The organism is Chromobacterium haemolyticum DSM 19808, from assembly GCF_000711885.1.
GTDB lineage: Bacteria > Pseudomonadota > Gammaproteobacteria > Burkholderiales > Chromobacteriaceae > Chromobacterium > Chromobacterium haemolyticum.
Map to the genome: position 1 here is coordinate 1 of NZ_JONK01000054.1, position 9,202 is coordinate 9,202.

Consider the following 9,202-nt stretch of genomic DNA (forward strand, 5'->3'; position numbering starts at 1 on the left):
AGCTGCGCGGGGACGCCGCGCCGGTCTTGAATTCCAGCGTCTGCACCCGGGCGAACACCGGGTTGGCCTGCTGATGCTCGGCCAGGATCTGTTTGACGATGTCCGGCACCGACAGGTCCTGGAACACCCGCGAGCTGACGCGGTGACGCAGCAGCGCGAACGGCGGTTCGATGGTGAGCTGATAACGGCTGAAACCGCCGTCCGAGCCCAGGCTTTCCACTTTGGATACCACGCCGCAGCGCAAGGACTCGGCGCCGGCGGCGTCGAGGATGCCGATGCGGGCCGGCAGGCCGAGCAGGGTCTTGAGTTCGATGGCCCCGTCCGGGGACAGACAGGTGAGCTGATAGGCGTAAGGCCGGGACACGCCTTCTTCGCCGGCCAGGCTCAGGGGCAGCAGTTGCTCGGCCGCCACGCTGCCGTCGCCCAGGCTGAGGGTAAGCAGGCGTTGGTCTTGGTTGAAGGCGGAGGCGAAGCTGGCGAGCAGGGTGCTTAAGTCCATGGGTTCAGGGCGTTATCTGGCGAAGGTTTGCGAGTAAGTGTTCAGGCGCCGTAGCGGCGGCATCGTGGCTTACACGATAGCTGTTGATAGTTATTATTAAAAAGCGAGCTTATTCTATGTGTTTTTACGGCTTGGCACAAAGGCTTTGATGCCAAAGGAATTTGGTTTTAATTGAAATCATTTACGGGTTGTCGATGCGTATCCAATCATGAGCCGGTTCTATATAAGGTTTGCCGCGGATGGCGGCCCGGTGCGACAATTCACGTCTGAAAAGGCCGGCGTGTTGTTTTACAATGCCAGCCTTGTGCTTTTGACCCTGCTTGCGAGCAGGTTTTTTTATTGGGAGACGCCTGAGCCATGACTTGGCAGGATTTCAAGACGCAATACTTGGTGCGCTTCTGGGCGCCGGTCCCGGCGGTGATCGCCGCTGGGGTATTGTCCGCTTATTATTTCGGCATTACCGGCACTTTCTGGGCGGTGACCGGGGAGTTCACGCGTTGGGGCGGCCACGTCTTGCAGTTGTTTGGCTTTCATCCGGAAACCTGGGGTTATTTCAAGGTGATCCATCTTGAAGGCACGCCGCTGGACCGTGTGGACGGCATGATGATCATCGGCATGTTCGCCGGCTGTTTGTCCGCTGCCTTGTGGGCCAACAACGTCAAGCTGCGCATGCCGCATCATCGTATCCGCATCGCGCAGGCGGTGTTGGGCGGCCTGATCGCCGGTTTTGGCGCGCGCTTGGCCATGGGCTGCAATCTGGCGGCTTTCTTCACTGGCATTCCGCAGTTTTCCCTGCATGCCTGGTTGTTTGCGCTGGCCACGGCGGCGGGTTCCTGGTTTGGCGCGCGCGTGACCATGCTGCCGGTGTTCCGCATTCCGGTGAAGCTGCAGAAGGTGAACGCGCCGCAGCCCTTGCAGCAGCGCGAGGATCAGGCGCGGCGGCGCTTCCGCCTGGGGATGCTGATTTTCGTCGCCTTCACGCTGTGGGCGCTGGCCCGCACCTTCTCCATGCCCAAGCTGGGGCTGGCGGCCTTGTTCGGCCTGGCTTTCGGCTTGATCATCGAGCGCGCGCAGGTGTGCTTTACCTCGGCCTTCCGCGACCTGTGGCTAACCGGCCGCACCCAGATGGCCAAGGCCATCATTGCCGGCATGGCGGTGAGCGTGATCGGCGTGTACAGCTATGTGCAGTTGGGCGTGCCGCCCAAGATCCTGTGGGCAGGCCCCAACGCGGTGATAGGCGGTGTGTTGTTCGGCTTCGGCATCGTTCTGGCCGGCGGCTGCGAAACCGGCTGGATGTATCGCGCGGTGGAGGGCCAGGTGCATTACTGGTGGGTGGGGCTGGGCAATATCGTCGGCGCCACCTTGCTGGCGGCGTGGTGGGACGATATCGCGCCGGCGGTGGCGACTGATTACGCCAAGGTGAACCTGCTGGCGGTGTTTGGCCCGCAAGGCGGCCTGGTGTTGACTTACGGAATGTTGGCGCTGGCGATGCTGGCGGTGATGTGGTGGGAAAAGCGCTTCTTCGCCAATAAGGCGCAGGCGGCTAGATTCAGCAAGGAGGCGGCATGAGCAAGCAGAGTTATACCCCGAATTACCGTTTGGACATGATGGGCGAGCCTTGCCCTTATCCGGCGGTGGCCACGCTGGAGGCGATGCCGCAGCTGCAGCCGGGAGAAATTCTGGAAGTGGTGACCGATTGCCCGCAGTCCATCAACAACATCCCGCTGGATGCCAAGAACCATGGCTACACCGTGCTGGAAATCCAGCAGGACGGCCCGACGATACGCTATCTCATCCAGCGTTGAGCTTGTGTAAATAGTGCCATTCCGCTGTGGAGGCGGAACCGGGCGGCCTGTCGTTCACTCACTTATTAAGTGTTTTGGCGGCAGGCCGTTGTCGTATGCGGCCGGCCTTGGTTCCCCTTCATTGAATAGAGGTGTTGCCATGTACTCATTCAGCCGCGGCGTCGCCGGCTTGGTCCTGTCCTGTATTCCCGTTGCGTCGGCGCTGGCCGGCACGGGTTCCGCCCATCTCAATTACCCCAACGTTTCCGCCGACATCCTGATGATGACGGTGAAGGTGTTGAATACCCACCAGCACACGTATTACGAAACACTGGGCTGGAACGGCGGCCGCGATGCGGGCGGCTACACCGGCATTCAGAGCCACAACAACGGCGCGCCGGCCTATATCTTTTCGATTTGGGACCCGGTGTCGGTGCATGGCGTGCCCATTCGCGCTGTGTATGCCAAGCCCGGCGCCAAGGTGGAGCGCTTTGGCGGCGAGGGCGAGGGGCTGAAATATTTCGATTTGCAGACCAAGTGGACGCTGGGCCAGCCGGTGACGTCCTTGGTGCGCAACTGGCAGCAAAACGGCCACACTTACTTTGGCATGTGGACGCGGGACGCGGCCACGCGGGTTTGGACCCATCACGCCACTTTTGATTTCCCGGTGGCCAATGTTGATTTCGCGGCTCAGTCCGCCAACAGCTTCATCGAGAACTGGAGCGGTCAGGCCAAGGAGGTGACCCGCACCGCCGAGTACTACGATGTATGGGCGCGAGGCACGCAGGGCTGGCAGGCGATTAACCGAGCCACGCCCACCGTCACAGAATTGACGCCTGCGCAGGCCAAGCAGCATGCGGTGTCCGCGCTGGGGCGCTTCGTGATGCAGCAGGGCGCGCCACTAGCAGGGTTTCAATCGCCGCTGATTTCCACTGCCCGGCGTCCTGCCGCGCCGGAAGCGGATCCTGCCAAGATCGATCAACTGAACGCCGCATACGACGCCGCCGCGCGCGTGGTGACGGTGAGTTGGCAAACCAGCCCTTATGGGGCGCCGCAGTTCAAATACCAGCTCAGCGTCGGAGACGCGGCCAGCGGCAAGACCTTGGCCCAAGGCGGCGAAATCTCCGGCGAGCGCCGCACGGCCAGCTTGAAGCTGCCGGCGGGAGCAACGACGCCGGCCAAGCTGCAGGTGAGCTTGACCCTGACCGACGTGTTGGACCGCAGCGACGCGCGCGCTGCCAAAGTCATAGACAGCAACGCCGTTGGGCCGCAGCTGGGCAAGTCTTACCGGTTGCAGTCCTTGAGCAGCGGCTTGTGGCTGACGGTCAAGGGTAATAGCGCGGCCTCCGGAACGGCGGTTGTCCAGCAAACGGCGACTGGTCAGAACCAGGTATGGCAGTTGGCAGCCAGCGGGGACGGCTATCAATTGACGGCCGCGCATTCCCGGCAATGCCTGGACGTGGAAGGCAGCTCCAAGCAGGACGGGGGCAAGTTGATTCAGTGGCCGTGCAGCGGTCAGGCCAATCAGCGTTTCAGCCTGAAGGCGGACGGCGCGGGAAGCTATAGCCTGGTGGGCGCGCAGGCCGGCAAATGCGTGGATGTGGCCAACAGCTCGGTCCAGGCCGGCCAGCAGCTGATTCAATGGGCCTGTCACGGCGGTGCGAATCAGCGCTGGCGCTTGCTGGCTGCGGAGTGAGCGAATACCCCCGCGCTCAAGAGCCAGGGGCGCGGGGGGCCGGCTGAGAGCCTGTTTCTGCTGCGGGCACGGTGAGTACCGCTTCGAAATGCTCATGTACCACGAGTACATTCCACTTTCTCAGCGGTTTTCGCCTTGTCTCGCTCAGGCTCGCGAGATCGTAGACTCGTTCTTAGCGCTCGCAGCGCGAGAGGAAGGCGCAAGTAGCGGCCCTGCCGGCCAGGTAGAGCCGCTGATAGTTGTCGTCGTTGGGGCTGATGTTGAATTCAGTGGCGTCGATGCAGCCGGTGTCTATGCTGATGCTGCGCTTCTGATCCAGCGGCGAGTGCTGATAATTCAAGTTTTGCGCCTGCCAGGCGCTTTGGGTGATGTCCTTGATGTGCTGGAGGAGATTGTTGTCCTTGTTGCGGGACGGCTTGCTTTCTTGCGAATCGAAACGGGCGCCGAAGGTGGCCTCCGGCGGATGTTTGTCGTCGAAGAAGTTGATCGGGTAGTTCCAGATGGTGCCGCCATCCACGAACACGTCGGCTTTCTCTTCCGGGGGGTAGATGAAGTTCTGCGCCTCGAAGAAGAAGGGGATGGACATGGAGATGCGCACCGCCTCGGCCACTTCCACCTCCGGGGTTAGTTCGGTGGAGAACACCTTGGCCTGGTGAGTGTTGGCGTCGCAGCCGATCACATGGAGCTGGCGGAAGGCTTGTTCGTTCTTGTGCAGTGCGGGGTTGGCGAAGTCGGCGAAGGTGTATTTCTTGCCCGGCCGTCCGTCCTTGAACTGGCTGGCGACGACGCCTTGCAGCCAGCCGTAGAAATATTCGCTGGAGTACCAGCCCTTCTTGTTGATCAGCCGAAGCAGGCAGATGAAGTCTTCAGGTGTGATGCCCGGCGCATGGGTCTGGAAGGCGTGGTAGGCGGCGTCCAGTTGCACCGAGCGCGGCTCGGTGGTCTTTTGCGGGACTTTGCGGTAGTCCAGGGTGTCCGCCAGCTCCTTGGTTTTGGCCGCGCTGAGCTGAAAGCTGATCAGCATGGAGGAAATGGCGCCGGCGGAAGAGCCGACCACGCGCTGGATTTGGCCCAGCGCGCCGGCCTTCTCCAGTTCCTCCAACATGCCCAGATAGGCGATGCCCCAGACGCCGCCGCCGGACAGGGCCAGGTTTTCGAATGGATACTTCATGTGTTGCTCCTTGTCGTTGAGGTAAAAACGATCTGCCTTTTATGTTTATGGCATGGAGCAATGTTTGCTGCTATTTTTTGGCGGCAGAGCCCATTTTACCGGCCTTCTGGCCAGGGGTAATCACGGCGCCGCGCACTTCAAAGCGGATTTTCTCCACCACTAGACCTTTGGCGTCACGCAGTTCCAGCGCGTGGCGGCCGGGCCAGGGGAACCAGGGCAGGCTGGCGCCGGCGCCCAGGCGTTTGCCGTTCAGCCACCATTGCGGGCGGGCCACGCCGCGCGCGCGCAGCAGCAGGCGCTGGTTGGCCGGCGGGATGTCCGGGTCCAACGCGTAGACGCTGCCGTCCACTGGCGCGGCGATGCCCGGCGTCTGGCTGGCGGCGCCGCCGCGCTCAGGCACGATCAGCGCGCGCTCGGTACCGGCCAGGAACCATTCGCGACGGCTGGCCTCGACATCGCCCTCGTAGCGCACGTTCTGCCTCACCACGCCGGGCGGCGGAGTCGGCGGCAGGGAGGCCGGCGCGCCCTGTTGGGCACGGTCCAGCACCGCCTGCCACACCGGCGCAGCGCCGTGCATGCCGGACACGTCCCACATCGGCTCGCCGGCGGCGTTGCCCACCCACACCGCCACGGTGCGCTGGCGGGAGAAGCCCACCGCCCAGTTGTCGCGCATGTCCTTGCTGGTGCCGGTCTTGACCGCGCTCCAGTAGCGGGTGGATAGCGCGCTTTCCAGGCCGAAGGTGCGCGCGCGGGCGGTGCGGTCGGACAGGATGTCGGCGATGATGAAGCTGCTGGCGGCGTTCAGCAGACGCTGCGGCTTGGGTTTGGGGTCCGCCAACGTCCAGCGGGTCGGGCTGGCCAGGCCCTGGTTGGCCAGGGTGCGGTAGGCGTTGGCCAGTTCCAGAAGGCGGATGTCGGCGGCGCCCAGGGCCAGGCTGTAGCCGTAGTAATCGCCGTCCTGTTGCAGGCTGCTCAGGCCTAGCCGGTACAGGCGGTCGCGCAGCGCGTTGGGGCCCACCATTTCGATGGCGCGCACCGCCGGCACATTGAGAGAGGAGGCCAGCGCGGTGCGCGCCGACACCAGGCCCTTGAAGTCCTTGGCGTAGTTTTGCGGCGCGTAAAGGCCGGAACCGGTTTGCAGGTCCAGCGGGCTGTCGCCCAGCAAGGAGGCGGCGCTCAGGTAATGGCGTTCCAGCGCCAGTTGATAGAGGAAGGGCTTGAGCGTGGAGCCGGCCTGGCGCAGCGAGGTGACGCCATCCACTTCCGCCGCGCTGGACAGGCCGCGGCCGCTGGAGCCCACCCAGGCCAAGATGTCGCCGCTGGCGTTGTCCAGCACCACCAGCGCGCCGTCCTGCACATTGCGCTGCGCTAGCGCGGCCAGGTGCCGGCGCAGCACCGACGCCGCGTAGCGTTGCAGGCCCAGGTCCAGTGTGGAACCGATGCGGCTGCCGGGCGCCAGCGGCTGACGCTGCAGCAGTTTTTGGGCGAAGTGGGGCGCGTCCTGCTCGGCCAGCGGATTGGCGGCGCGGCTTTGCGCCAGCGCTTGGCGCGCACGCACCGCCAGCGCCGCGCAGTTGGGCTGGCGGCGCATGTCTTGCAGGATGCGGCAGGCGCGGGTGGCCACTTTGTCCGGCGCGGCGTTGGGCGCGCGGATTAGCGCCACCGCGATGGCGGATTCTTCCAGGTTAAGGCCGGCCGGCATCTTGCCGAACAAGGTGGCGGACAGCGCGGACAAACCCACCAGTTCGCCGCGGAAGCCCACCAGATTGAGGTAGGCCTCCAGGATCTGAGCCTTGCTCCAATGGGTTTCCAGCCAAGCGGCGGACCAGCCCTGGCCCATCTTCTGCCACAGGCTGCGGCCGTTGCGGCCCACCTTGAGATCACTATCCAGCAGACCGGCCAGTTGCATGGTCAGCGTGGAGGCGCCGCGGGTGCGAGTGTTCCACAAATTGCCCCAGGCCGCGGCGGCCACGCCGGACCAGTCCACGCCGCTGTGCTGGTAGAAGCGCCGGTCTTCCGATACCACCAGCGCGTGGCGGAAAGCTGGCGAGGTGTCCGCCAGGCCCACCCAGTCCAGCCGCCGGCCTTGTTTGTCCACTCGCAGCCGCTGCATGGGTTGGCCGTTGCGGTCCAGTACCACAACGTCCGACGGACGCCACTCCGCTTTAACCTGCTGAAAACTGGGCTGAGCCAGCGCCGGCGCGGCGGCGGCGCTGAAAGCCAGAGCCGCCAGCCAAGTCCATTTCTTTAAAGCCGTGAGCTTAAAAAGGTAGGCATGGCGCGGATGTTTAGAGAGCAGTAGGCCATGAGGGGGGCGGCGCATCATGTACGAAACCGTATTTGTTGCTGAGTGAATGGCATGAAAGTGGGCTATGTGTCGCATGCGAATTGCATGGCGCAATTTTGATTGAGATATTTTTCAGTCAAATATTATTAATTGCAACAAAATATTTTGATGGATATTGCTATAGGTATTTGCACTAGGTTCTATTTTCTTGATCCTGTTGTATCAATAAATGGCCTTGAGGTGAAGCTGTTTCGCCTGATTAAGATGGTTCACATGCGGAGGAAGAAATGAGCAATATTATCAACATTGAAATGGTGTTCGATACGCAAACCATTCTCAAAAAATACCCTAATCCAAGCCAAAGTTCTGGCCAGCCAACTGGCATCGCCCATCTGGATGTTTACATGGTAGCGGAGAGCCGCTTTGTCACAGGTGGACAAGCTTCAGCTGATTTGGCGGTGAAGGCTGAAGTCGACGATGTGATCAGGTGGCGTGCATTGTCTTTGTCTTCAAACGTCAGCCAAAGCGTTATCGTTTACAAAATTCAAAAATTCTCTGGCAGTCAGGTTACCAGTATTCCGGTTCCGACCGAGTCCAGACCTTGGGTGCCAATTCCCAATCAGAATGCCGACAAAGTGGTGGACCCGCTTAATTATACGGCGCAACAAATTCCAAACTATTATCTTGGGTGCAACGTAACTGATACGGGCACTGAAAACTATCAGGTTTGGTTCTATATCACCGAGCAAGTAAGTGGCAATCAAGTTAAGACTCTTGGTTATTTCTATTGGGATCCTGTTATTCAGGTTTCTTGAAATAGCAGAATTTCTTTAACGCGAAGTGCCGGCAGGCTGTTCAGTTTGCCGGCACTTTTACCTATTGTAAGGATGAATCATGAATCCTGTTATCGACTTGACCCTGGCGCTGCAACCGGGCGTGCCGCTAAACGTCTTGGGTCTGCAGGAACATTCGCCCGTGGCAGCCGATGAAGGCATGGTACGGGTTTTTTCCAGCCATACCCTCGTTGAAGAGCGTTTTCAGGATGGCTTGCTCCTATTGTCTCTGTCCGAAGCTAGGGTGGGAAATACGATACGCTGGTATGGCGTGAGCGCATCCCCAAGCCAGGGGATGGGCATTATCCCCTATGCCATTGATCATATCGGAGGGCAGGCCGCTACCTCAATCACTGCCCCATGCCTCTGCAAAAGAGGGCAGTTGCGACCCGAGCAGGATGCCTCCACTTCCGAAATCAATATGGCAAGGCTCTATGCTGACAAAGCGCCGTCTTTTTACTGGAGTCATGATGTGACGGATTCTGGTCGAGAAGATTTCCGCATCACGCTCCACCTCTACGGCCGTCCCAAGTCTGATGGCTCCCATGAGGAAAGGCTAGGGACTCGCGTGCTCAGCGTGTCCATCGTCATTCCATAAGCGGCTGTTGTCGGCGCGGGCATTAAGACCCGCTAACAAAACCTGTCGATAAATCGCAGACAGATCAATGAGAAAGCCAGCTTGAGTAAGGCGTAATGCGTATCCAGCCGCCGTTCGAAGCGGATGCGCAATTTCCCGAAGCCAGCTAGCCAAGAATGGGTTCGTTCTACCACCCAGCGGTGGCGACCTAGTCTCTCGCTGCTTTCCACCCCGCGACGCGCGATTCGCACCAAGATTCCGCGTCGGTTCAGGTGTTCACGGCAACGGCGGTAGTCATAGCCTTTGTCTGCATGCAGCTTGTAAGGCTTTTGCCTGGGCCGCCCTGGCAAACCAG

9 protein-coding genes are annotated in these 9,202 nt (G+C 61.1%); 5 read left to right on the forward strand and 4 right to left on the reverse strand.

Annotated elements, in window-relative coordinates; translation table 11 throughout:
* Positions 1-499, reverse strand: a 499-nt coding sequence (locus BR71_RS19505) for a contractile injection system protein, VgrG/Pvc8 family (protein ID WP_043641422.1), incomplete at its 3' end; no start/stop codon positions are given.
* A gap of 357 nt (positions 500-856) precedes the next feature.
* Here BR71_RS19505 and yedE point away from each other — a divergent pair.
* The 3 genes from yedE to BR71_RS19520 all read left to right on the forward strand — a co-directional run bounded on the left by yedE (position 857) and on the right by BR71_RS19520 (position 3,979).
* Positions 857-2,068: a selenium metabolism membrane protein YedE/FdhT gene (gene yedE / locus BR71_RS19510; RefSeq protein ID WP_043641423.1), complete on the forward strand. Its 1,212-nt coding sequence runs from the start codon at positions 857-859 to the stop codon at positions 2,066-2,068.
* A complete protein-coding gene (gene yedF, locus BR71_RS19515) occupies positions 2,065-2,304 on the forward strand; it encodes a sulfurtransferase-like selenium metabolism protein YedF (protein WP_019100738.1) in 240 nt (79 codons plus the stop codon). Before yedE ends, yedF begins: the two co-directional genes overlap by 4 nt.
* 139 nt (positions 2,305-2,443) lie before the next feature.
* Complete coding sequence (locus BR71_RS19520) at positions 2,444-3,979, forward strand: DUF3472 domain-containing protein (RefSeq protein WP_043641424.1); 1,536 nt, start codon at positions 2,444-2,446, stop codon at positions 3,977-3,979.
* A gap of 172 nt (positions 3,980-4,151) precedes the next feature.
* On the opposite strand, the gene BR71_RS19525 is transcribed toward BR71_RS19520, so the two are convergent.
* Complete coding sequence (locus BR71_RS19525; protein ID WP_043641425.1) at positions 4,152-5,150, reverse strand: patatin-like phospholipase family protein; 999 nt, start codon at positions 5,148-5,150, stop codon at positions 4,152-4,154.
* A 70-nt stretch (positions 5,151-5,220) separates the two neighbouring features.
* Positions 5,221-7,476 (reverse strand): penicillin-binding protein 1C, encoded by a 2,256-nt coding sequence (pbpC, locus tag BR71_RS19530; RefSeq protein ID WP_244269667.1) that lies wholly within the window; start codon positions 7,474-7,476, stop codon positions 5,221-5,223.
* A gap of 248 nt (positions 7,477-7,724) precedes the next feature.
* On the opposite strand from pbpC, the gene BR71_RS19535 reads away from it, so the two are divergent.
* Positions 7,725-8,252, forward strand: a complete 528-nt coding sequence (locus tag BR71_RS19535; RefSeq protein ID WP_043641426.1) for an inclusion body family protein — start codon at positions 7,725-7,727, stop codon at positions 8,250-8,252.
* 79 nt (positions 8,253-8,331) lie between these two features.
* Positions 8,332-8,868 (forward strand): AidA/PixA family protein, encoded by a 537-nt coding sequence (locus BR71_RS19540; protein ID WP_043641427.1) that lies wholly within the window; start codon positions 8,332-8,334, stop codon positions 8,866-8,868.
* Positions 8,869-8,900: 32 nt separating this feature from the next.
* Here the strand turns inward: BR71_RS19540 and BR71_RS23885 are convergent.
* A partial coding sequence (locus BR71_RS23885; RefSeq protein WP_156039063.1) for a transposase occupies positions 8,901-9,202 on the reverse strand: 302 nt, incomplete at its 5' end.

Coding starts and splice junctions, on each gene's coding strand:
- yedE (WP_043641423.1), top strand. CDS start 857: ATGACTTGGCAGGATTTCAAGACGCAATACTTGGTGCGCTTCTGGGCG.
- BR71_RS19535 (WP_043641426.1), top strand. CDS start 7,725: ATGAGCAATATTATCAACATTGAAATGGTGTTCGATACGCAAACCATT.
- yedF (WP_019100738.1), top strand. CDS start 2,065: ATGAGCAAGCAGAGTTATACCCCGAATTACCGTTTGGACATGATGGGC.
- BR71_RS19540 (WP_043641427.1), top strand. CDS start 8,332: ATGAATCCTGTTATCGACTTGACCCTGGCGCTGCAACCGGGCGTGCCG.
- BR71_RS19520 (WP_043641424.1), top strand. CDS start 2,444: ATGTACTCATTCAGCCGCGGCGTCGCCGGCTTGGTCCTGTCCTGTATT.
- BR71_RS19525 (WP_043641425.1), bottom strand. CDS start 5,150: ATGAAGTATCCATTCGAAAACCTGGCCCTGTCCGGCGGCGGCGTCTGG.
- pbpC (WP_244269667.1), bottom strand. CDS start 7,476: ATGATGCGCCGCCCCCCTCATGGCCTACTGCTCTCTAAACATCCGCGC.